This is a genomic window from Acinetobacter sp. BZX-2 (genome assembly GCF_055179795.1).
On the sequence record NZ_CM143686.1, the window covers coordinates 3674388 to 3701339 of the forward strand.

At 34.2% G+C, this 26952-nt stretch carries 25 protein-coding genes; 6 read left to right on the forward strand and 19 right to left on the reverse strand.

All coding sequences use genetic code 11. The annotated features are described in order from the left end of the window. The first annotated feature begins 260 nt into the window (after window positions 1–260). Window positions 261–1631, forward strand: a complete 1371-nt coding sequence (locus tag ACY45D_RS17215) for a phosphohexomutase domain-containing protein (protein ID WP_463107794.1) — start codon at window positions 261–263, stop codon at window positions 1629–1631. Between the two features lie 78 nt (window positions 1632–1709). On the opposite strand, the gene galE is transcribed toward ACY45D_RS17215, so the two are convergent. The 19 genes from galE to rfbB form a co-directional block, all read right to left on the reverse strand. After that, complete coding sequence (gene galE, locus ACY45D_RS17220; protein ID WP_463107795.1) at window positions 1710–2726, reverse strand: UDP-glucose 4-epimerase GalE; 1017 nt, start codon at window positions 2724–2726, stop codon at window positions 1710–1712. A 15-nt stretch (window positions 2727–2741) separates the two neighbouring features. Beyond that, entirely contained in the window at window positions 2742–4403 is a 1662-nt protein-coding gene (pgi, locus tag ACY45D_RS17225) for a glucose-6-phosphate isomerase (protein ID WP_463107796.1), read from the reverse strand. After that, window positions 4400–5659 carry a nucleotide sugar dehydrogenase gene (locus ACY45D_RS17230; protein ID WP_463107797.1) on the reverse strand — a complete coding sequence of 420 codons (1260 nt, stop codon included), beginning with the start codon at window positions 5657–5659 and terminating at the stop codon, window positions 4400–4402. Before ACY45D_RS17230 ends, pgi begins: the two co-directional genes overlap by 4 nt. A 15-nt stretch (window positions 5660–5674) precedes the next feature. Beyond that, window positions 5675–6550 (reverse strand): UTP--glucose-1-phosphate uridylyltransferase GalU, encoded by an 876-nt coding sequence (gene galU, locus ACY45D_RS17235; protein ID WP_463107798.1) that lies wholly within the window; start codon window positions 6548–6550, stop codon window positions 5675–5677. A 22-nt stretch (window positions 6551–6572) separates the two neighbouring features. Then, complete coding sequence (locus ACY45D_RS17240) at window positions 6573–7193, reverse strand: sugar transferase (RefSeq protein WP_463107799.1); 621 nt, start codon at window positions 7191–7193, stop codon at window positions 6573–6575. A 270-nt stretch (window positions 7194–7463) separates the two neighbouring features. After that, window positions 7464–8504 carry a CgeB family protein gene (locus ACY45D_RS17245; RefSeq protein ID WP_463107800.1) on the reverse strand — a complete coding sequence of 347 codons (1041 nt, stop codon included), beginning with the start codon at window positions 8502–8504 and terminating at the stop codon, window positions 7464–7466. Window position 8505: 1 nt separating this feature from the next. Continuing rightward, window positions 8506–9645, reverse strand: coding sequence for an NAD-dependent epimerase/dehydratase family protein (locus ACY45D_RS17250; protein WP_463107801.1), 1140 nt, complete (start codon window positions 9643–9645; stop codon window positions 8506–8508). Further along, the gene (locus ACY45D_RS17255; RefSeq protein WP_463107802.1) at window positions 9635–10240 is read right to left on the reverse strand and encodes an LbetaH domain-containing protein; all 606 of its coding nucleotides are present in this window, start codon (window positions 10238–10240) and stop codon (window positions 9635–9637) included. The genes ACY45D_RS17250 and ACY45D_RS17255 overlap by 11 nt, the downstream gene beginning before the upstream one ends. 1 nt (window position 10241) lies before the next feature. After that, window positions 10242–10928, reverse strand: a complete 687-nt coding sequence (locus ACY45D_RS17260; protein ID WP_463107803.1) for a glycosyltransferase family 2 protein — start codon at window positions 10926–10928, stop codon at window positions 10242–10244. A gap of 19 nt (window positions 10929–10947) precedes the next feature. After that, the gene (locus ACY45D_RS17265) at window positions 10948–12144 is read right to left on the reverse strand and encodes an EpsG family protein (RefSeq protein WP_463107804.1); all 1197 of its coding nucleotides are present in this window, start codon (window positions 12142–12144) and stop codon (window positions 10948–10950) included. Beyond that, window positions 12145–12906, reverse strand: a complete 762-nt coding sequence (locus ACY45D_RS17270; protein ID WP_463107805.1) for a glycosyltransferase family 2 protein — start codon at window positions 12904–12906, stop codon at window positions 12145–12147. Beyond that, entirely contained in the window at window positions 12897–14057 is a 1161-nt protein-coding gene (locus tag ACY45D_RS17275) for a glycosyltransferase (RefSeq protein ID WP_463107806.1), read from the reverse strand. Before ACY45D_RS17275 ends, ACY45D_RS17270 begins: the two co-directional genes overlap by 10 nt. Beyond that, the gene (locus tag ACY45D_RS17280; protein WP_463107807.1) at window positions 14050–15570 is read right to left on the reverse strand and encodes an oligosaccharide flippase family protein; all 1521 of its coding nucleotides are present in this window, start codon (window positions 15568–15570) and stop codon (window positions 14050–14052) included. The genes ACY45D_RS17275 and ACY45D_RS17280 overlap by 8 nt, the downstream gene beginning before the upstream one ends. Continuing rightward, the gene (locus tag ACY45D_RS17285) at window positions 15567–16424 is read right to left on the reverse strand and encodes a dTDP-4-dehydrorhamnose reductase family protein (protein ID WP_463107808.1); all 858 of its coding nucleotides are present in this window, start codon (window positions 16422–16424) and stop codon (window positions 15567–15569) included. The genes ACY45D_RS17280 and ACY45D_RS17285 overlap by 4 nt, the downstream gene beginning before the upstream one ends. Next, the gene (locus ACY45D_RS17290) at window positions 16425–17462 is read right to left on the reverse strand and encodes a polysaccharide biosynthesis protein (protein ID WP_463109509.1); all 1038 of its coding nucleotides are present in this window, start codon (window positions 17460–17462) and stop codon (window positions 16425–16427) included. A 194-nt stretch (window positions 17463–17656) separates the two neighbouring features. Continuing rightward, on the reverse strand, window positions 17657–18211 hold the full coding sequence (gene rfbC / locus ACY45D_RS17295) for a dTDP-4-dehydrorhamnose 3,5-epimerase (protein ID WP_463107809.1): 555 nt from the start codon (window positions 18209–18211) through the stop codon (window positions 17657–17659). 74 nt (window positions 18212–18285) lie between these two features. Next, window positions 18286–19179: a glucose-1-phosphate thymidylyltransferase RfbA gene (rfbA, locus tag ACY45D_RS17300; protein WP_463107810.1), complete on the reverse strand. Its 894-nt coding sequence runs from the start codon at window positions 19177–19179 to the stop codon at window positions 18286–18288. After that, on the reverse strand, window positions 19176–20081 hold the full coding sequence (gene rfbD / locus ACY45D_RS17305) for a dTDP-4-dehydrorhamnose reductase (protein ID WP_463107811.1): 906 nt from the start codon (window positions 20079–20081) through the stop codon (window positions 19176–19178). Before rfbD ends, rfbA begins: the two co-directional genes overlap by 4 nt. 14 nt (window positions 20082–20095) lie before the next feature. Further along, window positions 20096–21166 (reverse strand): dTDP-glucose 4,6-dehydratase, encoded by a 1071-nt coding sequence (gene rfbB / locus ACY45D_RS17310; protein ID WP_463107812.1) that lies wholly within the window; start codon window positions 21164–21166, stop codon window positions 20096–20098. A gap of 402 nt (window positions 21167–21568) precedes the next feature. Between rfbB and ACY45D_RS17315 the strand changes: the two genes are divergently transcribed. From ACY45D_RS17315 to ACY45D_RS17335, 5 genes are all read left to right on the forward strand, one after another. Continuing rightward, window positions 21569–22669 (forward strand): polysaccharide biosynthesis/export family protein, encoded by a 1101-nt coding sequence (locus tag ACY45D_RS17315; protein WP_463107813.1) that lies wholly within the window; start codon window positions 21569–21571, stop codon window positions 22667–22669. Between the two features lies 1 nt (window position 22670). Beyond that, the gene (locus ACY45D_RS17320; RefSeq protein ID WP_463107814.1) at window positions 22671–23099 is read left to right on the forward strand and encodes a low molecular weight protein-tyrosine-phosphatase; all 429 of its coding nucleotides are present in this window, start codon (window positions 22671–22673) and stop codon (window positions 23097–23099) included. 21 nt (window positions 23100–23120) lie between these two features. Then, on the forward strand, window positions 23121–25316 hold the full coding sequence (locus ACY45D_RS17325) for a polysaccharide biosynthesis tyrosine autokinase (protein ID WP_463107815.1): 2196 nt from the start codon (window positions 23121–23123) through the stop codon (window positions 25314–25316). 172 nt (window positions 25317–25488) lie between these two features. Next, entirely contained in the window at window positions 25489–26196 is a 708-nt protein-coding gene (locus tag ACY45D_RS17330) for an FKBP-type peptidyl-prolyl cis-trans isomerase (RefSeq protein WP_463107816.1), read from the forward strand. 45 nt (window positions 26197–26241) lie between these two features. Further along, a complete protein-coding gene (locus ACY45D_RS17335; RefSeq protein ID WP_463107817.1) occupies window positions 26242–26931 on the forward strand; it encodes an FKBP-type peptidyl-prolyl cis-trans isomerase in 690 nt (229 codons plus the stop codon). Window positions 26932–26952 lie beyond the last annotated feature (21 nt).

A 26952-nucleotide genomic window follows, 5' to 3' on the forward strand; every position in this document is an offset into this window, starting at 1 on the left:
ATTAAAATACTATTCAACTATCGTTTTTACAGGTAAATAAGAATCAATTCAGTTTTTATGCGAATAACTTATTCATTTATCACTGCTTTTTTTTCAACCTATTCGTTATTTTTTTTTAATTATTTGTTTATTTTTATTTCAAAAAATTCGTTTTGAGATGTTTTCAGGCCAATGCAATCAAAGCCGAACAAATATTGCAAATCCTGTCATCATTGATCATGTATAATTGTGTCTTTTTAAATCATAAGAAATGAGCAAACATGGCATCACTTACTTGTTTTAAAGCCTATGACATTCGTGGGAAACTTGGCACGGAGTTGAATGAAGAAATTGCGTATAAAATTGGTCGTGCTTATGGGCAAATTTACCAACCCAAAACAATTGTTGTCGGTTGTGATGTACGCTTAACCAGTGAAGACTTAAAACAAGCAACGATTCGTGGTCTAAATGATGCAGGTGTCAATGTACTTGATTTAGGGATGACAGGAACTGAAGAAGTTTACTTCGGCGCATTTCATCTTGATGTTCAAGGTGGTATTGAAATCACTGCCAGCCACAATCCAATGGACTACAATGGCATGAAATTGGTCCGTGAAAATGCACGACCAATCAGTGCGGATACGGGTTTAAAAGACATTCAGGCATTGGCTGAATCAGAAGATTTTATTGAAGTTACTCAAAAAGGAACGACTCAAAAATATAATATTCTTCCAGAATTTATTGATCATTTAATGACTTATATTGATCCAGCTAAAGTTCGCCCACTTAAACTTGTGATGAATGCGGGCAATGGTGCTGCTGGCCATGTTATAGATGCAATTGAAGAAAAATTCAAACAACTCAATATTCCTATTGAATTTATAAAAATTCATAATGATGCAGATGGTAACTTTCCAAATGGTATTCCTAACCCAATTCTAGTTGAAAATCGCGACAGTACACGTAATGCTGTTTTAGAGCATCAAGCGGATATGGGGATTGCTTGGGATGGTGACTTTGATCGTTGCTTTTTATTTGATGAAAAAGGGCAATTTATTGAAGGTTATTATATTGTTGGCTTACTGGCACAAGCCTTTTTACTTAAACAAGCTGGGGAAAAAATTGTTCACGATCCTCGTTTAGTCTGGAACACTTTAGATATTGTAGAACAATATCAAGGCATCGCGGTTCAATCGAAATCTGGCCATGCTTTCATCAAAGACGTCATGCGTGAAAATAATGCTGTCTACGGTGGTGAAATGAGTGCACATCACTATTTCCGTGATTTTGCATATTGTGATAGTGGTATGATTCCATGGTTATTGGCGGTTTCTGTACTGTCTGAAACGCAACAATCTCTATCAAGCCTCGTTGAAGATATGATTGAACGTTTTCCTTGCAGTGGTGAAATCAACTTTAAAGTTGTAGATACCCAAATCACGATTCAAAAAATCTTTAATTATTTTGCAGATCAAAATCCTGCTATTGATAAAACGGATGGTGTAAGTTTAGATTTCGGTGCTTGGCGTTTGAATGTTCGCGCATCTAATACTGAACCTTTATTGCGTTTGAATATTGAAAGCCGTGCGGATAAAAATCCTAAACCAATGCAAGATTATGTGGATGAATTAACTCAATTAATTCAAGGTTAATTGCTCAATTTTAAATCTTAGAATATAAAAATAGGCGCATCATGCGCCTATTTTTATGGAAGAGAATATTGTAGAAAACTATGCTTTATAGCCTGTTGGATTTTGTTTTTGCCAATTCCAACTGTCCGCTAGCATATCCTCTAGTTTATATTTTGGTGCCCAACCCAGTTCACTCATCGCTCGAGCATTATTTGCAAACGAAGTTGCCACATCACCTGAGCGACGTGGTGCAATCTCATAAGCGACAGCAACACCATTCACTTGCTCAAAAGTATTCTTGACTTCAAGAACAGACGAACCGTTACCTGTACCTACATTCCAAGCTCTACAGCCTTTAGCTGCCAAACGATTATTTAAAGCACATAAATGTGCATTTGCCAAATCAACGACATGGATATAATCACGAATACCAGTACCATCAACCGTATCGTAATCATTACCATAAATCGAAAGTTTTTCACGATGACCAATCGCAACTTGCGTCACATAAGGCATTAAATTAGTTGGAATACCTTGAGGGTCCTCTCCAATACGACCACTTTTATGTGCGCCGACTGGATTGAAATAACGCAATAAGGCAATCGACCAACGCTGGTCTGAAATCGACAATTTTTCTAATAACTGCTCAATAATCAGCTTAGTATAACCATAGTTACTGGATGGCATTGTCGACATCGTTTCATCCAAAGGAGCAATATTTTTCTCATCATAAACTATCGCTGAAGAGCTAAACACCAAATTAAAGACATTGGCACGCTCCATTGCTTGAACCAACTGTATTGATCCTGCAATATTATTATCAAAATAAGTTAGTGGTATTTGCTGGCTTTCACCAACTGCTTTTAAGCCCGCAAAATGGATCACCGCATCAATTTGATATGAGGAAAAAGTTTGATCTAAATCATTTTGATTTCGAATATCACCTTGAATAAATTTAAGAGCCTTGCCAGTCAATTCTTGCACACGTTTTAACGACTCTTCCGAACTATTTGAGAGATTGTCTAAAACAACTACCTCATGCCCAGCTTCAAGCAACTCAACACAAGTATGCGAACCGATATAGCCCGCACCACCAGTCACTAAAATACTCGCCATAATTTTTCAGTATCTTTATGCTTTACCAAGCAATATCTTAATTAAACCTTGTGTAGAACCATCAAGTTGAGAAAGATCTTTTTCTTTACCACTCAGGATCGGAAGCAATTGATTGGCAATTTCTTTGCCTTTTTCAACACCCCATTGATCAAATGGATTAATATTCCAAATTACGGATTGCACAAATACCTTATGTTCATAAAGCGCAATCAGCATACCTAAACTATAAGGGCTCAACTCTTGCAATAGCAAAGTCGAACTCGGTTGATTACCCTCATACTGTTTATATCGTGGTAATTGTGACAATTCATCCGCATTTAATGCTTTATTACCAAAAGCCAATAATCGTGATTGTGCCAAACAATTGGATAATGCCAAATGATGCTGTTCAATCAATGCTTCAGCACTTTCTGCATAAGTAAATTGATTGGCATTATAACGTTGTACAGGTGCAATAAAGTCACAACTTACTGCATGCGTCCCTTGATGAAGCAACTGATAAAATGCATGTTGTGCATTTGGACCAACCTCGCCCCACACGATTGGGCAAGTATTTAAATCCACTTTCTCATTATTGCGTTGGATCGATTTACCATTCGATTCCATTTCAAGCTGTTGTAAATAAGAAGCAAAATATTTTAAGCGTCCATCATAAGGCAATACTGCATGTGTTTGAATATTTAGAAAATTATTATTCCAAACACCCAGCAGCCCCATCAATACCGGAATATTCTGTTCAAATGGTGCTTTTTGAAAATGTTGATCAATTGCATAAGCACCAGCCAACAGTTGCTTAAATCCCTCAACACCAATCTGTAAAGCAATCGGCAGACCAATACACGACCAAAGTGAATATCGCCCACCAACCCAGTCCCATAATAAGAACTGATTGTCCTTCGCAATACCCCACTCAGTCATTTTTTCAGGTTTGGTCGATACCCCAATAAAATGATGTTGAACAACACTCTGTTGTGTACCTAAAGCTTTTTCTAACCATTGACGCACAGTTTGAGCATTTGAAAGCGTATCAATCGTACCAAATGACTTTGAAGAAATAATAAATAAAGTGGTTTCAGGACGAAGTTGGTGTAGTAAATCAGAAAGCTGACTACCGTCCATCGTTGAAACAAAATGAACTTTTAAGGGTTTAGCAGTGCTTACTTTATAATCGGATAAAGCATGACTCACCATTAATGGCCCAAGATCAGAACCACCAACACCAATATTGACCACATCCTGAATGACTTCACCTGTAGCACCACGACATTGTCCTGCATGTATTTTTTCAACAAGTTGATACATTCGATCTAATTGTTGATGGACCTGTTCAGCTAATTCAGGATACTCTTGATCATCTTTCGGTAAACGCAAAGCCCAATGCATTGCCGCACGGCCTTCGGTATAGTTAATTGATTCTTCAGTAAATAATCGTTTGATCCATTCTTTTAACGATTTTGAATCAGCAAATTTAAATAAATCAGCACGGGTTTCTTGGTTTATCCGATGCTTACTATAATCAAAACTTAATTGATTAAAAGGCACTGAAAAATTTTCAAAACGCTGTGCATCCTGTTCAAATAAATCCGTTAAACGTACTTGCTGTTGTGCCACAGCTTGGTTTTGCAATTGTTTTAAATTTTGCTCATTTTGATCAATATCTAACATAGAATTTATCATACTCGACCAACCCCTTGATAAGCAAAACCTTGTGCTTTGACAAAATCAGGATCCAAAATATTACGACCATCGAGAATCAAAGGATGTGCCATTTTCTGTAAAAGTTGTGAGTAATCTGGGCTCCAATATTGCTTCCAAGCCGTCAATATACATAAAGCATGTGCATGCTCTGTTGCTTGGTATGGATCATCGCATAAAATTAAATCTGAGCGATCACCATAAATATCTGAAATTCGCTCTAAAGCTTGTGGGTCATGCAACTTTACCGTAACTCCTTGAGCCCAAAGCGCTGCAAGCATGGTATGAATCGGAGAGTTATCAACACTCGAGGTGTTTTCTTTAAAAGAAGCCCCCCAAATCGCAACGACTTTACCCGTTAGTTGCCCTTGGTAGTAATTCCAGAATTTTCTAAACAAAATTTCTTTTTGTTGTTCGTTAATATTCCACACTTGATCGAGCAGTTGGCTTTTAACGCCTGAACCAGCCACAGTACCCGTAAGTGTTAGAATATCATGAGAGAAATTCTCCCCACCAAAACCTACTCCTGGTGAAAGATAGGTTGCACCGATACGACTATCCGCAGCTAACCCCTGCTTCACATTTTGGATATCAATATTTAACTTTTCAGCAACTTGGGCCATATCATTCATATAGCTAATTCGCGTTGCCAACATACCTGAAATACTTAATTTGGTAAATTCAGCATCTAAAAATGGCATAAACAGATATTGTTGTTTTAATTGAAAAAATGGACGTAGTAACTCTTGAATTTCTTTTTGGGTTTCTTCTTTGTCAACACCTACAAGAATCTGTTTTAAATCCATAAAGCTTTGGATTGCATTCCCTTCTTGAATGGTATCAGGTAAATAGGCCCAGTGATCAGTGACTAAAATTTGCTTGAGCTTTTCAGTCCCTTCCAGACCAAAAGTTGAGCCATTAATCATCAGTTTAGGATGAATAATCGGTTGACCTTTTAATTCTTCCGCCAAGGCAATGGCTTGATCAAATTCTGATGGATTAAAACTAAAAACAAACACATCACTTTGTAAATTAATTTCTTTTACATTGACCAGTTTCAAAGAGTGATTCTTGATTTGTTTATGAATGAGCTGATTTAAATTTTCATCTTGGTAATGTACTGAAGCTTGGTTTTCAGTCGCAATTTGAGGACACCAAAATACTTGATGTCCATATTCAGCAAACAAGCCAGCAATTACACCAGCTTGGAGGGTTGTGCCAAAAACACAAATATTCATATCTGATCCAATACTTTATAGATTCAACTCTTTAATGAGTTGTTTGAATTCTTCACCTAATTTAGGGTGTTCCACACCATAATGTAAAACTGCTTTTAAATACCCTATTTTACTACCGCAATCAAAGGTTTGTCCTTTCATACGATACGCTTCAACATTTTCTAATTTTTGTAGTGCTGCAATTGCGTCGGTCAATTGAATCTCATTACCTGCGCCTTTAGGCGTTTGTTCTAACAACTGCATGATTTTGGCAGGAAGAATATAACGCCCAACCACTGATAAATTGGAAGGTGCTTTATCTACAGTTGGTTTTTCAACAATACCTTGCATCACAATACTTTCACCTTCCTCAGGTGAATGAGCAACATCAACAATACCATATTGATCCACAAGATGATCAGGTACAGCCTCGACCATAATTTGTGCTACTTTAGACACATCAAAACGCTGAATCATTCGCGCTAAATCATTTTCTGCGTGATTCTCTTTCACCAATACGTCAGGTAAAAGTACAGCGAAATCTTCATCACCAACAACCGCTTTAGCACATAGAACAGCATGTCCTAAACCTAAAGGCTGGGGTTGACGTACACTAATCACACTCACATGTTTGGGTAGAATTTCTGTAATTTCTTTGAGTAACTCAATTTTTTTCTTATTCTCTAGTGTTGTTTCCAACTCAAAGTTACGATCAAAATAGTTTTCTATCGATGCTTTAGAAGGATGTGTAACTAAAATAATTTCTTCAATCCCTGCAGCAACCGCTTCTTTAATCACGTACTCAATCGCTGGACGATCAACAACGATAACCATTTCTTTAGGAATAGATTTACTCGCAGGTAAAAAACGGGTACCTAAACCAGCAACAGGGAGAATGGCTTTTTTGATCATAATTTACTTCAATAACACTATATTAACGATTTGTAGACTCGGTATCTGTCGTTTCTGAACCTGAAAAACGACTTGCACCAACAGCTTGATCTGGAGAATCTATGCCTTCTTTTTTCAACATCACTTCAACTGTTTTAAACATAATTTTGAAATCAAACAGGATCGATTGTTTTTCAACATATTCCACATCTAAATCAAACTTCTCTTCCCAAGATAAGTTATTACGACCACTCACTTGAGCTAGTCCAGTCATACCTGGTTTAACTTCATGCCGACGCATTTGATGAGGCGTATAATGCTCTACAAATTCAGGAAGTTGGGGACGAGGACCAACCACACTCATATCACCTTTGAGAACATTAATCAGTTGTGGCATTTCATCTAAACTAGTTGAACGTAATTTTTGCCCAAAAGGAGTAATTCGCTGATCATCTGGTAATGGGATTCCGTTTTCATCGAATGCACTTTTCATTGAACGAAATTTCATCATTTTAAAATATTTACAGTCTATTCCTGGTCGCTCTTGATAGAAAAAAATTGGGGAGCCTAGGTTCTTACGCACTTTGTAAGCAACTAATATGAAAATTGGAGAGAGTAAAAACAATGCAATTGATGCAATAATAATATCAAACAGTCTTTTCATTTGTCTCTTCTAAACCCATAATTTACAATAATTTTTATTAAAAACCTAAATCCAAACTAATTTTACACAAATCACGTCACCACACGATAATCAATAATTCATTTCAATATAGTATAAAATAGCACAATTTTCTTGTTAATCCTTAACTATATATACGACAAAAATCAATTTCCTTAAAACAATTACTATTAAAATTCAGCTTTTTGCCTAAGTAAATAATGATGCAGCGTATATCTTTAGCAAATTAAAAAAAATTTATGGCCAAAAAAGTTACCGTAGATTATTCATATTCCAAGAATTATGCTCCTCACCAAAAAAAACATCTTCTATCCAACCATCAATAGAACATTTTTCATACAATTCTTTACTAAGAGACTCATACTCATTAAGAAAAAAATGTTTGTCTAATTTGATTTCACTCCGATCAAACACAAAAATATTTTGTGGATTATAAAAAGGATAATCTTTAATGTTTATATTTGTTGTAATTAATTTTTTCCCAGCACCAATCGTTTCAAAAGTACGCATTGTTAGACCAGATTGACCTGGATGACTAATATCTAAAACGACATTACACTTATCATAATATTGTACAATTTCTTCAGCTGTTAAACTTTTAAAACTTAATTTCTTAAAGTCAAACATTTTGAAACTCTGATCAAAATATTTTTTATAGAAATAGACTAGTCTTCCTTGCATGAAGTAATAATTAAAAGTTGTAAGTTTATTTTCCTGGCACCATCCTGCAATTTGATTGCTAATAAGATATCGATCAGAATGAGCCGTGCCTAGAAACAACAAATCAATAATTTTAGCCGTTTTACTTTTATAAATTTCACGGTATCGATCAGTAAAATATAGAGGTCTGAAGCCTAACCCATACTTATGGGCATCTTTTTGATCAAACGTAAACTTCTTATGAAAATACTCTAAAATTGATAGTCCATGACTGTGATTCCCAAAACTATCCCAAGTATAAAATATGCGTTGACATTTCGGCTGCGACTTTATAAATTTTTCTAGAAAAAATTTAGGTACAACTTCCCCACGATTAACCAATAAAAAATCAAACTCTTCATTTTTTATCAGTTTTAAAATTTTTTTATAATATTTATTGATTCGTTTTTGCAGAAAATTCCTATTAATACGAATCATGCCTTTTGTGAAATTATTATTTGCTGGTCTTTCATCAAAATAGGTAACTAGAGCACCATGCTTCTCCAACTGTTTAACTATATCTTTTTCCAAGTTAAACGATTGTACACAAAAAAATAATATTTTTTTCCCTTTTAGATGCTCTAGGTTTTTCATTTTATTTATACAGCCCTTTTGCTTTCATCTCATCAATAGATTTTTGATACTTATCTTCTTGGATTTCTTGGGTATTTACCCAATCAGCAAACACCTTCAGTCCTTCTTGAAATGAAACTTTAGGTTCAAAACCAAGAAACTTGTTAATTTTGCTTAAATCTGCAAAATTATGACGAATATCGCCTAAACGGTAATTACCTGAAACTTTGATAGAAACATCAATACCATAATTTTTAACCAATTCATTAGCAACTGTCAGTACATTCGTTGCTATACCTGTTCCAACGTTAAAAACCTGATTGTTTGCTTCATCTTTTTCTAAACCTAGAATAGTAGCATCAACAACGTCATCAATATAAACAAAGTCTCGACTTTCCAAACCATCCTCAAAAATATTTATATTATTACCATTTTTGATTTGAGTAGAAAAAATAGATAAGATACCTGTATATGGATTCTTCAGAGATTGGCCTGGCCCATAAACATTCTGATAGCGAAATGCTACTCCAGCTATCCCGATGGTAGGACATACTGTTAAAACCATTTGTTCTTGATTTTGCTTTGTTATGCCGTAAACAGATGAAGGATGTATTTTTGACTCTTCATCTGTTCCAACTAATGTTAACGCTGATGATCCTGGATATTTAACTTCAAAATCTCGATTGTCCATGTATTCAGCCGTTCTCTGTATAGGATATACCGCTCCAAGCTCTTTGCTAATATATTTACCTTCACCATAAATTGAACGCGAAGAGGCAACTATGACTTTTTTAATAGCATAATCACCATTCACAAGTAGATTTAACATCAAAGCGGTACCATTAATATTGACATCTACATATTTTTCAACTTCATACATAGACTGCCCAGTACCAGTCTCTGCTGCATAGTGAACGATAGCATCTTGCCCTTTTAACGCTTTTTCCCAATCTTCTTTACTTGTAACTGTACCTTGAATAAATCTAACTTTATCTTTAATACTTAAAAATAAAGGAGATGTCTCCGTTGGATTGTCACCATGAATTTGTGGAGACAAATTATCCAACACAGTAACTTGGTAGCCTTTTTCAATAAGCTTCAAAGCCAAGTTAGATCCGATAAAACCAGCGCCGCCAGTAATTAGTACATTTTTAATTAACATATTTTTCCCATTTCTGAGTTTCAAAATTATAACATTTAATAGGCTTTGCTGGTGACCCAACCGCAATCACATAAGGAGGTAAACTTTTAGATACCACAGAATTTGCACCAACAATTGTTCCCTTTCCGATTGTTACACCAGGCAATACAGATACAAATTCACCCAGCCAAACATTATCATCAATTTTAACCGATTTTACAGATAAAGGTCTTTCAACGGGTAAAGTCATTGGATCACTATCATTAGTATCTCCAATATAACTTCCATGCGTACAATCAGATATATAAATTTTACTTGCCATGAGCACATTATTGCCAATTTCTACAGAATTAGCTGCTGTGATATGCACATAATCATTGAGTTGCACATTTTTCCCAAATTTTAATAATTTTTCACTCGTTCTTCTATTTGGAAAACATTCGATTCTACATCCAACCCCTGTAGTAAGATTTTCACCAAAATCAATATTTTTCATGTTTCTAACATCAATTGGAAAACGAACTAATCTAACATTTGGGAAAAAAAGTTTCGTTTTTATTACATTAATTGCAAGCTTAATTAGCCCCAGATATCCATATTGATACAATATTTTCATATTACATTCTCTTAATTAGCTGCAATAATGTATACAATCGAACAACTAGCTTATGGAATAAAGTATTTGTACTTTTCTCTCCACCAGTTGAAGCATTATTTCCATGACGTCTATATTTAATAAGGGGAGTTTCGAGAAGTTTTACTTTAAAAAAAAACTCACCAACATTTGCGATCCAATAATCATGGGCACACAATTTTGATTGGGTAGGGAAAGGTAGTAGTTTAGAAAAAATTTCTCGTCTAAATGCCATACATGCACCAATGTACCTTGTCTTCAGCCAATTATTTAGAAAACCAGCTTTAGTATTATGCACTTTAAAATGAGAACCTAAAGTTGGCTTAAGATGAGAATCTGAAATGATTGCATTAGAAACAACCAAATCAAAATTCAGCAAATATTTCATCATTGATTCAACTTTATTTTCCACCCAAACATCATCTTGATCAGAAAGAAAAATATAATCACCAGAAGAGTAATTAATAGCATTTTCAAAATTTCTAGTATATCCTTGACCTAAATCATTAGTTATTACTTTAACTCTTGGATCATTTAATGATTTAATTAATGATAAAGTTTCATCTGTAGAATGATCGTCAGATATTACAACCTCATCAGTTGACGATAATTGTGATAAAATAGAAGTTAACTGCTCAATAATATACTTTTCACCATTATAGGTCGCCATACAAACTGAGATCTTAATACTACTCATGAGATATTTTGTGCTCCTGCAACCTAGAGTAACCATCACTCTTTAAATCAAATATCGTATATAAAAGATAATTTTGATACGGGTGATACGCAACTGTGCTAGGAAATTGTAATAAAAAAGGATATGCATTTAGAAAAATACCTATTGCTAAAAACATTAAGGCAAAAATTCTCATAATGTGATTTCTTAAAATAAATATAATATTTGATAATAAAACAACCTCCGCAATAGTAAAATAAAACCTAAGTCTTTCTGAAATTTCAAAAAACTCAAATAAACAAAACATACAGATTAGTTCAAAAAGTATAAAATTATAAAGTATAGTAAAACTTGGAATAGATTCTGATATTTTATCTTTAAAAGCATGCAAAACAAAAATAATTAACGTGATCCGTAAAAAATTATATATAGAAAATATATCCCAACCTCTTTCTTGGGAAAACACCTCATTTGTAGTATACGCTGTCACTTTATCTGATAGCATTGTAAAAGCATTTAGTTGCCCAACGAGGTCTCCCAAGATCGCCCCCATCCACTTTATTTTAAATGTAAATACAACAATAGAGACCAAGACAAGAAATACTGTATATCCGACAGAAACTCTTTTATTTGCAAATATATATAATGGCAATAAAAAAATTGCCGTCCAATGAATACTTGTTGCTAATACTATATAAAATAAAAATTTATAGAATTTTCTTTCTGTAATGTACTTAACTGAAAATAAAACAATCTGTATAGCCAGTCCCTGTCTAAGACCACTCATATCAAATACAAAAAAGAAAAAAGGATAATAAACCAGCAAACTTGTCAAAACGTGATTAGAATAATATTTTAGATTTTTTATCAAAAGAAACGTGGAAACTGTAGAAACTATGAAGAAAACGACCTGAATATTTCCTCCAAACATTTTAATTATTGAGTTTAAAAGGCTATAACCAATATCTAATGTCAAAAAGACATCACCAAATGAATTAAAATTAAAAGCTTCATTTAATGGAATGACTTCATCAAAGTAATTTTGATAAGCTAACCAGTCTACTCCCGTCTCATATCGAAGTCCTGCTACAAATACAAACACAAATGCCATTACAGCATGCAATATTTTAAGTTTCCGGCCAGAAACATTTGAAATTTCTAAGAATGCAAAAAACAGCAATAGTAGAAAGATAAATAAATAAGTATTCATCTATTTTGTAGTCCAATGTGTACTTGTCTTTGCATTTTCAATATAAAACTTTTCTTCTTCTGACAAATTTGCCGAATCATTATACCAAGGCATATGGTATGCAGAGAAAGGCTTTTTTGAACGGTACATTTTTAAACGACTCGCCCCACCTTTCATGAATGGACGATACAAAGCAAATGTCGTATCAACGTTTGCAATATAAAATTTATGATCATCTGACTCTTTTTGCCAATATTGGAACTCCCAATCTATAACTTGATGTTTCATCGAAAAACAATCTGGTAGATCATCTATATTCAAACTCAACCCTATTTTCATTAAACCTTTGTCAGATTTCATCACTTGAAGAAATTGATTAAGAAAATCATCTGGGCATTCCTCTGTTGGCACAACATCAGAGTCAGTATATACATAAAAATCTTTTATAAATTTTTTATATATATCAGTTTGCCATAAAGCAAGATAACCCACATTTTTATTGAGTCTAAAGATTTTATATGGGCAATTTTCATAGTAATTTAATAATGGTTGATAGTCAGAATTGTTATCAATAATAAAAATATTTCTATAACCTTTATCTTCTAATGATCCAATTAACTTTTGTAAAAAAGTCAATCTATTCCGATTATTTATTATAATAGGAATATCATAACCGTTAGTTATCTTTGTTCTATAAATAGAACCCTTAATCCTAATGTAAACACTCCAAAAGTAGTAATAAACTGGAGTTAACAAAAACTTAATTAAAACTTTCATTTCCATACAACGCTTTTCAAATTCTCATGTAAAATTTGCTTAGCTTCATCTAAACTATAGATACCATCAATCTGCACAGCCTCATTAAACTGCTGACCGCCTATTATTCTCTTTCTCAAGACAGAAACCACTACACTAACTAATTTTATGCCAAGTTTGAAAACATGTGCTAGTAAATTCGTATCTAGTTTTGAATGTAGCTTCAATGTTTCATTTATAGATAAGCCTAAGATATAGTTTCTATTAAGCAGAATACCGTAAACGTAGAGTTTGTACATATCAAATCCCGATAGCAAATCAACTCTATCTAAACTTTTAAGAGCTTTTATCGCTGATTCTGCCCAAATAGTTTCAACACTGTAATAAGCTGGTACAGTATTTTCCCAATGATATGAACCTCTGTTTTTAAAATGAGGGGCTTCTTCAAGCTTTCCAGAATGACCACCTACACTCGCATTAACTGTCGCACTGGCAGGACATGCACCAGCAATAGAAAATGGATAATCAACCACATAGTGTTTTTTAACAACACATGATAGAGCAATTGTGGAATATATATCAGGAGTCAATCCACCGAAATATCTACCAGAAATACTCTTGACCTCATCCATACAGTTTTTTCGTATAATTCCATGATAAGTTCTAGGCAAATTATACATTTGGTACGATAAAAAACCATTTTTTATCAGTTTTTTAAGTTGCTCTAAGGTATCCACCTGTTGAATATCTTTATTATAGCTGTAGAAAGTCAACAACCCATTTTTATACTTTTCAATAGTAGAATTTGGCCAAATATAGTCAACTACTTTAGTAGATGCTACTGAATCAATATTATTTTTTTGCATCCATTCAACGACCCTTATCGTATCTTTAGTTGTTGAGTCATCATCTCCCAAAACTATGAAAAAGTCACCATTACTTAGATCAAGAGCCTCTTCAAAGTTATCTATGAATGACAGCGGTCGTGCATTATAGTTATATATAATCCTATCATCAGCTAACTTTTCCAACTGTTTTTTTAGGCGATCATCAGAGGAATTATCTTGAATGATCAATTCACACCTATCATCAAGATCTTGTAATATTGTTTTTACCGCATCTATACAATAAATTTGCCTATTTCTAGTAGGCACAATTACTGACAATAATTTATTCATTTGCAAAATCCACAACGCCATGTATATTGAATATTGATCTACGATTTAGTCGATTATGCAGTACTAACGTTAAGCCAACCGATATTACTGCGGATAAAATCAGCACAATTAAAAAATAAATGTTAGTATATTGATTAATAAAAGTAGCAAAAGAGAAAACTAAACCACTTATTAACAACACAGAAAAAAATGTTTTTAGTATATAATCTAGAAATGATAAGCCTTTTAGATATTTTTTAAAAACAATAACATTTAGAAACAACAATGCTCCAAAGTTAATAATAATCCAAACCCAACCCAATCCAACTATACCGAATTTTTTTGAAAATAAGAATAATAAAGGAACACCTATCAATATTTGCGCTAAACCCTGATAAATTGTATACGATGTTTTGCCCTTAGAAAGCAGGAGATAATAGGGTAAAAATTGCAGACCTAAAAAAAATGACCCAATTAACAACAATCGCATCACGTAAACAATTTTATCAAACCAAGTGACATCAATTGCATTTCCTACCCACAATACAATTAATTCGGGTGCATATATGTAAAAACAAAGAAATACTGGAATCAATACTAGATGCATTACAAAAGATGATTTCTTATAAACTATATCTACTTTATCATCGCAACTTATAGAACTAAATCTTGAAAATAATGGAAATACTGACATAGCTAAAGGTGAGGCCATTACTACAGGTATTTGAGCTAAATTCGACGCAAGGGAATAATATCCGAAGACCTTCAGGCTAAGGTATGTTGATGCCATAATTTTATCGATTTGGCTATTTACCGCAGCTATAACAGCAATTACAGTCATACCTCCTATATATTGGACAATATCCTTAGGAAGTTTATTCATGATTAAACTTAAAACTAGACCTTTCGCTTCAAATATTATAGATTTTATAAGATAAGCTCTAAGCACCAATACATAAACTAAATTACAAAATATTTGCCAAACCAAAAAAAGAGTTAAACTAGGCTTAACAAATATTAACAAAAGCACCACTAAAGCTGACTTCGAGAAACTCCAAAAAAACTGAATAGCATTTGCTTCAAATTGCTTATTTACACCGAATAAACCTCCAAAGTATAACGATGAAAGAAGTTGTAATGAAATACCAATTCCAATTAATTTTACATAAAGAGATAAATCAATTATATTTATTCCATCTGACTTGAGCCAATATCTAGCAATAAAATCTGAGAAAAACAAAACAAACAAACTAATTATTATACAAACTAATATGTAATTTTTCTCAATAATTTTCAATACACTATATTTTTCATTTATTGGTGATTGCTTAGAAAACTCCTTAGTTACAGCTGATGACATTCCTGCATCTGCAAAGCTCACAATACCAAGCAACAAGGCATAAAATCCTATTACAGCATAGAATTCAATTCCCAAGTATTTTATATAGATTGGAATAAATAAAAAAACAGAAAATAACCCCCAAATACGTGTCACATAATTAGAGATTAATCTTCCTAAATTAGAATTTCTCATAGGTCATAATGTTTGTAAAAGTCTTTATGCGCTAACATAAAAACTTTCTGTTCATCTAGCATTTGAGAATACCCTACCACATTATAATCCACTGATTTGTTTGTATTTAAAAATGATTTATTACACACATAATCTTTATGATTATTAATTTCAACACTCCTAGAATATACATTTTTAAAAATATTCAATAAGTCGAATTTTGAGATAGCTTGACTATTAGTTAAGTGATAAAGTCCCGAAAACTTATTATCCAAAGCCCATTTTAAGAATTTAGCTAACTCTAATGTTGTCACACCAGACCAATAATTACTTCTAAAACCCGTTACAGACTCTTCTTGATTCATAAACCAATGAAACAACCCCTCACCATCTTCCTTCAATTCTGGACCAATAATTGAAGTTCGTATTGTTAAATTAGTGTCATCATTGATTTCACCCAATGACTTAGACATCCCATACACATCAGTTGCATCTTTGAAAGAATTCTCCTTATATCCACCATCTTTACCAGAAAACACACAGTCCGTAGATATATGTATCAACTCTCCGCCATTTTCGTTGATAAGTCTCTTAAGTAAATGCGGAAAGTAGGCGTTGCAATAAATTGTTTTATCTGGATACTGTTTAGATCCTTTAATCAGCATACCAACACAATTAATCACGACATCAGGACGATATTGTTTCAGAATTGATTCAAGTTTTTCAACATTAAAAATATCTAGCTGAATTGTATCATCGCCAAAACTTTTACTATTAGTTGTACCAATAGTCTGATGGGCGCTATTTTCTTTTAGGTAAGTGTACACCACATGACCCGCCATGCCAGATGCGCCTAAAATTAATATTTTCTTCATTTATGCTACGTCCACATCTATACCACCTGATTTCAATTCATCTTGAACATAATCTAAAGTTAATAATAATTCTTTTAGCTCTTTAACATTCAATCTATGAGTATTATGTGAATTATATTCATCATCAAGTAAAGCAGGTGCATTTTCTTGTACATACTTACTATAATTTAGATCTCTAAAATCAGCAGGAATTCGGTAAAAATCTCCTAAATCATCAGCTTTCGCCATTTCTTCTTTAGAACAAAGAGTTTCAAACAGCTTCTCTCCATGACGCTCACCAATAATTTTAATCTCATTATCTGCATTAAAAAGCTCTTTAAGTGCCTGAGCTAAAACCTCAATGGTTGCACCTGGTGATTTTTGTACCAAAATATCACCTGGATTACCCTGACTGAAAGCAAACATAACCAGTTCTACAGAATCCTGTAGTGACATCATAAAACGAGTCATATTGGGGTTTGTAATAGTTAAAGGTAAACCTTCTTTAATTTGTTTAATGAACAGTGGAATTATCGAGCCACGTGAGCACATCACATTACCATAACGTGTTGCGGTATAAATTGCCTCTATTTTTTTTACTCTTGTATCTCTTGCTTTTGAAACAGCCAACTTTTCCATTAAAGCTTTTGACATACCCATAGTATTAATTGGATAAACCGCTTTATCTGTACTCAAAACAACAACACGCTGTACATTATTTCTAGCTGCAGCTTCGAGTACATTTTCTGCACCTAAAATATTTGTTTGCACCGCTTGCATTGGATAAAACTCACAAGATGGCACCTGCTTTAAAGCTGCAGCATGAAAAACAAAATCTACCCCCACCATTGCTTGATTTATATCATTAAAATTTCGGACATCTCCAAGAATAAAATCAAGTTTTTCATTTTTATACTCAATTCGCATATCTTCTTGTTTTTTTTCATCACGACTAAAGATTCGAATTTCTTTAAGCTGTGAATTTAAGAAACCTTTAATCATAGCGTTACCAAATGAACCCGTACCACCTGTAATCAAAAGAGTTTTTCCTTTAAACATATCAGATAGCTCTTGAGCGTGTTTAGTTTCCATTTTATCCTCAATTATTTACTTCATTACTTATATAAAATATTGAAATCTATTTTTAGTAATTGATTTCAATCATAAGTCTATTTTATAGCCATTTGAATGACAGTAATATTTTCCGTACTGTTTCATCAATCACAATTCATTGATCAAAAGTTTCCAAAAATTTAGATATTGGAAAACTGATTTGCCTCTTGATCTTTTCCACTCACTAATATTTCCATTAAACCGTTCACTTGCCAATCTATAGCTAAGTCCTCATCATTCCAGATAATTGCGTGTTCGCTTGCTTTATTATAATAATTTGTTGCTTTATACAAAAATTGGGTATTATCTTCCAACGCAACAAACCCATGAGCAAAACCCTCAGGAATCCAAAACTGTTTATGGTTCTCACCTGACAACTCTACACCAACCCATTCGCCATAGGTTATAGATTCAGGGCGAATATCAACAGCCACATCCCAAGCTCGCCCTTGTACAACTCTAACCAACTTCCCTTGAGCATATGGGGCTGACTGATAATGCAATCCACGCAGAACACCTTTTTGCGAATAAGAATGATTGTCTTGAACAAATTGCGGTATATCTAAACCGCGTTCTTTTAACGCTTGCTCAAAAGCTTTTTGATTAAAACTTTCCATAAACCAGCCACGATCATCACCAAAGACTTTTGGCTCAAGTATCAAAAGACCTTTTATCTTCGTTTCAATAACATTCATTCTTTATTCTCTACACAAAGCAATACTGCATTTACATTAGTTTATTTATAAAATTGACCTAACATCATCAAACTTTAGTTTTTTTGATATTCAGCATGTAATTTTAATAAATATTGACCATAACCTGTTTTCTTAAAGAAATTTGCACGATTTAATAGCTGATTAGCATCAATCCACCCATTATTAAATGCGATTTCTTCTAAACACGCAATTTTCAACCCTTGACGATGTTCAACAGTCTGCACAAATTGACTTGCCTCAAGCAATGAGTCATGCGTACCTGTATCTAGCCAAGCGAAGCCTCGACCAAGCAACTCAACATTAAGCTCTTCTTGTTGTAAATACACATTATTAACATCTGTGATTTCTAGCTCACCTCGGTGTGATGGTTTAATATTTTTTGCAATATCAACAACCTTATTATCATAGAAATAAAGTCCTGTGACTGCATAATTTGATTTAGGCTGTTCTGGCTTTTCTTCGATACTTAGTGCTTTACCTGTTGTATCAAAATCAACCACGCCAAAACGCTCAGGATCATTTACATAATAACCAAATACAGTCGCGCCAGTTTCTTTGTCTGAGGCACGTTTTAGTTGCTCACTAAAGTGCTGACCATAAAAGATATTATCTCCCAAAATCAAACAAGCATTATCTTCACCAACAAAATCTTCACCCAAAATAAAAGCTTGAGCCAAACCATCTGGTGACGGTTGTATTTTATAAGATAATTTTAAGCCTAAGTCTTCACCGGTACCTAAGAGTTTTTCAAAGTTTGGTAAATCTTCAGGTGTAGAAATAATGAGAATTTCATTAATCCCCGCAAGCATTAAAACTGACAAAGGATAATAAATCATCGGCTTGTCATAAATTGGAAGCAGTTGTTTTGATGTTCCCATCGTAATTGGATATAGACGTGTGCCAGAACCACCCGCTAAAATTATACCTTTTCTTTTTTTCTGACTCATTGACGAAGTTCCTTAATGACTTGTGCCACACCAAGTTCCCAATTCGGGAGATGCAACTTAAAATTTTGTTGTAACTTTAATGTATTTAACCGTGAATTTAATGGTCTTTTTGCTGGAGTTGGGTAAGCAGATGTTTCTATTGGGCTAACCTTATTCAAAACAAAATCCTTCCCATGACTACTTGCCTGAGAAAAAATAAATTGTGCGTAATCATACCATGAGCACTCTCCAGCTGCTGCAAGATGGTAATGCCCATATAAATTTTCTTTAGAAACTGTATTCAAATCCCAAAAACGAATGACTTGTGCCGTTACATCCGCAATTAATGACGCTCCTGTCGGAGCACCAATTTGATCATTAATAATTCCCAACTCTTCTTTAATCGTTGCCAGTTTTAGCATGGTTTTTATAAAGTTATTGCCATGCAAACCATAAACCCAACTGGTTCTAAAATTAAAGAACTTACACCCGCTTTGCTCTAAGGCAATTTCACCATCATATTTCGATTTCCCATATAAATTCACAGGATTACATACATCTTCTTCTGACCAGGCAGCACTACCTGTCCCATCAAAAACATAGTCTGTAGAATAGTGAATGAACAAAATATTTTTCTGTTCGCAAATTTCTGCAAGGTGTTTAACAGCCAAATGATTGATCAAATCCGCTTGCTCGATTTCACTTTCAGCCTTATCTACTGCTGTATAGGCTGTAGCGTTAACGATAACATTAGGTTGAGTTTGCTCAATCGCATTAGATATTGCATCAAAGTTTGTGATATCTCCACACAGACCATTAACACCTATAGAGCGATCAAGGCTAATTATTGAACCTAGTGGTTGTAAAGCACGTTGCAATTCCCAACCCACTTGACCATTTTTACCTAATAAAAGAATTTTCATCGATTTACTCAAAATTAGGCTTTTTTAGCTTGGTATTGTTGTTGGATCCAATTTTGGTATTCACCACTTTGAATATTCGCTACCCATTCTTGGTTATTTAAATACCACTCAACAGTCTTGCGAATGCCTGTCTCAAAACTTTCTTGAGGCATCCAGCCCAAATCTTGTTTAATTTTGCTCGCGTCTATTGCATAACGTAGATCATGTCCAGGACGATCTTTGACAAAAGTAATTAAGGTTTCATAAGATTGTTGCTTATCTTGAGGTCTTAACTCATCTAAAATTTTACAAATGGTTTTAACAACTTCAATATTTTGTTTTTCATTATGGCCACCTATATTGTATGTCTCACCGACCATACCTTCAGTGACTACTTTATATAAAGCACGTGCGTGATCTTCTACGAATAACCAGTCTCGAATTTGATCACCTTTGCCGTAAATAGGTAAAGGCTTTCCATCAAGTGCATTCAAAATCACTAAAGGAATCAACTTTTCAGGGAAATGGTACGGCCCATAGTTATTTGAACAATTGGTCACAATCGTTGGTAAACCATAAGTTCTTTGCCATGCACGAACTAGATGATCTGAACTCGCTTTGCTTGCTGAATAAGGTGAGCTTGGAGCATAAGATGTTGTTTCAGTGAATAAATCAGTTGTGCCTTCCAAGTCACCATAAACTTCATCGGTTGAAATATGATGAAAACGGAAAGCTTGTTTCTTGTCTTCAGATAAATCATTCCAATAATGGCGTGCTGCCTCAAGCAGTTGATAAGTTCCTATAATATTCGTTTCAACAAATGCAGCAGAACCTGTAATCGAACGATCCACGTGTGACTCTGCAGCCAAATGCATGATCAAGTCTGGTTTAAAATCTACAAAGAGCTTATCTAAGGCTTGTCGATCACAAATATCTGTTTGAGAGAACTGGTATCTTGGGTTTTGATCTATTTCTTTTAATGACTCTAAATTACCAGCATATGTCAGTTTATCTACATTAAGTACACTATTATTCGTATTATTAATGATATGTCTTACAACGGCAGAACCAATAAAGCCTGCACCACCAGTAACCAAAACTCTCATATTGTATCCTATGAATCATTTTTAATAAAAATATGCATTCTGAAGTGTCTTCAATTGATCAATACATTGCTGTAAAAAGATATTGCCGCAAGAGACGCTTTCTAATTTAACTTCTGAGGCATTATACTCAGAATATATAACAATTCATATGATAAACCGATTTTTACCTATAACAATCGTTTATCTTAGTAATGTTATGTATATACAGTATGAATGCTTGGTTTTGATCTTATTGTTTCTGTTTTACAAAGCAATTAAAAATATAAATGAATAACTTACTTTTTCGATTTTCATACAATACTATCTAAACAATAAGATACCCAACTGCAGTTTTTTAGCATACAATTCAGCTTCAAGATTGAATTCTAAGTAGCAACGCAATATAAAATAAGGGTTTTGAATGTGAAGTATTCAGGCACATCACTTTTTACGATTTTAGCAATTTCTGTTTCATTTTCTGGTTGTGCAATCACCTCTGGACTTCAAACTTATGATTTACCTGAGCAAGGTCAATATAAAACGGATCAAGGTGCAGAGCTTTCTGTCGTTCAATTGAATCAAAACAATATTCCAAATCTAAATTTCACAAACCAAGAAAATTCGAATAGCGTCGTTTCACTATTTCGCCATCAGCAAAATATTTATCGTTTAAGCTCAGGAGATATCCTTTCAATCCAGCTTTGGGCTTATCCTGAAATTACACCGCCTATTCAAGATGTAAATAATGTTAAGGCGATTGGATATCCGATTGACCCAAACGGTAATGTACAACTGCCATTGGTTGGTTCAGTCCGTATTGCGGGCAAAACACTGGCTGAAACCAATCGCTTTTTGCATAACCAATTTGCAAAATACTTAAAACATCCTGACGTTGTGGTTCGTGTTCTGTCTTATGAAGGTCGTCGCTATTTTGTGAATGGACAAGTCCTACGTAGTGGGCAGTATACTTTAAATGACCAACCGATTAGTATTTATACAGCCCTAGGTCAAGCAGGTGGTATTGATACAAAAACAGGGGATACAACCAATATTCAACTGATCCGAAATGGGCAAACATTTCATCTGAATACGATTCAACTCGAAAAACAAGGTCTATCTTTACATAACCTACTCATCCAACCGAATGACACGATTTATGTGAATACCAAACAAGATCAAAAACTTTATGTCATGGGTGAATCAAATAAAAGCCAAGCACTTGCTCTACGTGATCAAGGTATGACACTCAGTGATGTACTGGGTGAAAGTGAAGGGATTAATCCATATTCAGCAAGTGCTGCTCGCATTTATGTGATGCGTACTGATTTAAATACCAAGCAATCAACCATTTATCATTTAAATTTAAGTAGTTTAGGTAACTTAGCGCTCGCTAATCAGTTTGCAATGAAAAAGAATGACATTGTTTATATAGATTCGACTGGCTTAACCCGCTGGCAACGTATCATGAATCAGATTGTTCCTTTCTCAAGCGCACTCTATTCATTTGATCAGCTAGGTAAATAACATGCAGATCAAGAATATATTGGTTGTTTGTGTAGGAAATATCTGTCGTAGCCCAATGGCAGAGTTTTTCCTCAAGAATCAGTTTCCTCATTTAAGCATTGAATCTGCTGGACTTTCTGCAATGGTGGGCCATTCAGCAGATGATAAAGCCATTGCATGTATGGATACTTTAAATATCGACATGCGTAGCCATATTGCACGTCAAATCAATGCTGAATTGATTAAAAAAGCCGATCTGATTTTAGTGATGAGTAAAAATCAATCACAGCATATTGAACAAAAATGGCCTTTTGCTAAAGGTAAAGTGTTTATGTTAGGGCATTGGCAAAACTTAAATGTCCCAGATCCGTATAAACATGATCAAGCTTTTTTTGATGAAACATGTAAAAATATCCAAACTTATGTTGCTGACTGGCAATCACATCTTTAAATTTTAATTAGTTGTTAACTTATGAACCAAAATTCAAAAACTAATGATGATACTATTGATCTAAAAGAGTTATTTTTCTCTTTAATTGCACAATGGAAAGTGATTGCTCTGTGTATCATCTTAAGTTTAATCTGTGCTTTATTATATTTACGTATTACTTCTCCAGTCTATTCAACTGATGCCATGGTACAAGTTGAAGATGGGAAAAGTGCAGCCTCTGCGGCCTTAATGGGTGAGTTAAAAGATATTTCTGGTGGCTTAGGGGCAAAATCTCCAGCAGATGCCGAAATTGAAATTTTAAATTCAAGACTCGTGCTTGGTGAAGTGATTAAGAATTTAAACTTAAATATTCAAATTAAAGATAATCAAGATAATTTATTTCATCGTTTAATTTCGCAAGACAAAATAAAAATTCAATACACCAATAATAGTGTAAGTTTTCAGAAAAAAAATGCTGAATTTTCAATTAAAAAGTTTGAAATTCCAGCATATTACTATGACAAAGATTTAGTTCTAAACTTTTTAGATAAAAACCAATTTAGTCTAAGTTATAAAGACCAAGTGGTTTTTAAAGGTCGCTTAAATCAGCTTAACCAAAGTCAAGATAATAAAGGTCTTTGGTCTGTAAATATTGAAAGCAGCAGCCTGTTCCAACAAGATTTCACCATCAGCAAACTATCCCTCCCTTCTGCAATGAAAGCGCTTCAAGAAACTTATGCTGTTGCAGAGAAAGGTAAAATGACAGGTGTAATCGGTTTAAATTATAGCGGTACAGATAAAGAACATATTACTCAGGTTCTTAATCATATTTTAGCTGTCTATCACGCACAAAATATTGAACGTAAGACTTTAGAATCTAAACAGACATTAAATTTCCTCGATCAACAATTGCCTGATTTGAAGAAGCAATTGGAAGAATCTGAAATTAAATTTAATAAATTCCGTGAACAGTACAATACGGTTGATGTGACTCAAGAATCTGAGCTCATGTTAAAGCAAAATGTTGAATTGGAAAAAATGCGAATTGAGTTAAAGCAAAAACAAGCTGAATACTCTGCAAAATATACGCCTGATCATCCGTTAATGACTGAAATCAATGCACAACTTGCTGCGATTGATAAAAAATCAACAGAACTCAATCAGGCGATTAAACGTCTACCTGAAACGCAACGTTTATATTTACAACTGTATCGTGATGTTAAAGTGAATACTGAGCTTTATACTTCACTCTTAAATAGCTACCAACAACTCAAAATTGTCAAAGCTGGTGAAATTGGTAACGTACGCATTATTGATACAGCAGTAGAACCTGTAAAACCAATTAAACCGAGAAAATTGATTGTATTAATTCTTTCAATTTTTGTCGGTGGTTTTATTGGTGTACTAATTGCGTTGCTTCGTAATATGCTTGCTTCAGGAATCAAAGATTCGAGCCGCATTGAAAATGAACTGGATTTACCTGTTTATGCAACGGTACCTCGTTCACCGATTCAAGAAAGCCGTGTTCAATTACTGAAAAAGAAAAAATCAATTCCTATTCTTGCTGTTAAGAACAGTGAAGACATTGCAATTGAAAGTTTACGTAGTATTCGTACCACGATTCACTTTGCCCTTGCGAATGCGAAGAATAATATTATTGCAGTTTCAGGTCCTGCACCTGAGATCGGTAAATCGTTTATTTCGACCAACCTTGCTGCAATTTTTGCGCAAAGTAATAAAAAAGTATTATTGATTGATGCTGACTTAAGACGTGGTTATCTACATAAGTATTTTGATCGAGAAGCTTCACCAGGTTTAACCGAATACTTAACCAATCAAAATAGTTTAGAACAATGTATTGTCAAATCAGAGACTGTTGCAAACTTAGACTTCTTTGCTCGTGGTAAAAATCAAGGTAATGCCTCTGAAATGCTCAGTTCGCAACGTTTCAGCGAATTACTTGAACAACTTTCTCAGCAATATGATCACATTATCATTGATACACCACCAATTTTAGCAGTGACAGATGGGATCATTATTTCTCAATTTGTCGGTGTAAATCTTGTTGTTGCGCGTTATGCGAAAACGCAAATGAAAGAGTTAGAGCTGACTGTCAGTCGTTTTGAGCAAGCTGGTACTAAAGTGAGCGGTATTATCCTGAATGATATTCAAGCAACAGCTGGCGGTAGCTACGGTTATAACTATGCCTATGCATATACCTCATCCAAAGATGATTAATTTTTAATGAAAAGCCAGATTCTAATCTGGCTTTTTTATGCCTACATCTCTGTATATTTTTAGTTGTCATCATCAGATTACTATATCGTTTATGATGAAGACGTTATATGCTTGTTCAGTTTATGCTAATGGTCAAATTAGCCTCTTAAAAGATTAAAATTTGGGAATTTTTATGAGTAAAGCCTTACCCATCGCAGTTGCTGTAATTTTAGGTGGTGCTGCGCTTGTACCTGTTTATTATGCATCTCAACATCCAGCTGATGTAAACAGTAGTTCAATGTCAAAAGATGCAAAACCTGTAGAAAAAATCAGCTATGCTCTCGGTTATGAAGTTGCGAGTCAGACACCTCCTGAAGTCGATGTAAATACATTCATCAAAGGTGTTCGTGATGGTCATGCGAAAAAAGAACGTATTTATACAGATGAAGAATTACAAGCAGCTTATGTTGAATTCCAAAAAGAAATGCAAACTAAGCACTTACAACAAGCCAAAGAAACTGCTTCTTCAAATGATTCTTTCTTGACTGAAAATGCAAAGAAATCTGGTGTTATAACAACTGCATCAGGTCTTCAATATAAAATGACCAAAGAAGGCACAGGCAAACAGCCAACTGCTAATTCACAAGTCACTGTCCATTACAAAGGGCAATTACTTGATGGCAAAGTGTTTGATAGCTCTTATGATCGTGGTCAGCCAGTGGAATTCCCTTTAAATCAAGTGATTCCAGGCTGGACAGAAGGCTTGCAGTTGATTAAAGAAGGTGGCAAAGCCACTTTATATATTCCTGCAAAACTAGCCTACGGTGAGCAAGGTGTTCCTGGAACAATTCCACCAAATAGCACATTAATTTTCGATGTTGAACTTATTAAAGTGAAATAATTGTTAAAAAAGGAGAGCTATGCTCTCCTTTTTTGGATATGAATTATGAAAAAAAGCCTCATTACCCTCTGTATTGCTCTTATCGGTACGACAAGCTTTGCAGCACCAATTAACAATAAAAGCTCACAACAAAATCAGCTTGGATATAGCTATGGTTATGTCATGGGACGAACCAATGCTGAAACCTTAAAAGACATCAATCTAGATGCTTTTATCCAAGGCATTAAAGAAGGTTTTTCTGGGCAAAAAGCCACACTGACTGATGAAGAAATGGCAAAAGCTTTAGCGCAATATAAGCAAAAGAGCGAAGCCAAACAAATGCTAGAATTTAAAAAATCAGCAGATGAAAATGCTCAAAAAGGCGAAGCTTTCCTTATTGAAAATGCCAAAAAATCAGGTGTAATCACTCGCCCGAGCGGTTTGCAATACATGGTTCTGCAACAAGGTACAGGCCGATCACCGACCGTAAAATCCAAAGTATCGGTAAATTATGAAGGGCGATTACTGGATGGTACGGTTTTTGATAGCTCAATTGCACGTAATGAACCTATTGAATTTCAACTTAGCCAAGTGATACAAGGTTGGACTGAAGGTTTGCAGCTGATGAAAGAAGGTGCCAAATATCGCTTCTTTATCCCTGCAAAATTGGCTTATGGTGAAATTGGTGCTGGTGATGCTATTGCACCAAACAGCACATTAATTTTTGATGTTGAACTGTTAAAAGTGCTACCGTAACGCGAATACCTTGCAAATAAA